The following is a 263-nucleotide window of genomic DNA, read 5'->3' as shown; positions in this document are numbered from 1 at the left end:
ATTCCTTACAAAGCTTCGACGGAAGGACGTTCCGTCCTGACGCGGTGGCGTCAGGGATACGGTGCGATTGTGCGCAGCGCCTGTCAGGCCCTACGCCGTGATCCCAGCACACCGCTGAAAGTCCTGACCAGTGCGCTGTATGATCGACACAGAAGTAACGGCATTGACCACTGGCTGGCGCATTGCGCCGTCCTTGACGCGGAAATCTCACAGATGGAGTAATTTTGGATCATTTTCTGGTTGTTCAGGACTTCCTATACGTC

The 263-nt window shown here is 55.1% G+C and carries 1 protein-coding gene; it reads left to right on the top strand.

The genetic code is table 11. The features are described 5' to 3' along the window. Window positions 1–222, top strand: a 222-nt coding sequence (locus CSR02_RS16915) for a hypothetical protein (RefSeq protein WP_208616842.1), incomplete at its 5' end; no start/stop codon positions are given. Window positions 223–263 lie beyond the last annotated feature (41 nt).

Origin of the sequence: Acetobacter pomorum (assembly GCF_002738225.1) — a bacterium.
Classification (GTDB): domain Bacteria; phylum Pseudomonadota; class Alphaproteobacteria; order Acetobacterales; family Acetobacteraceae; genus Acetobacter; species Acetobacter pomorum.
This window is presented reverse-complemented; position numbering and strand designations above follow the sequence as displayed.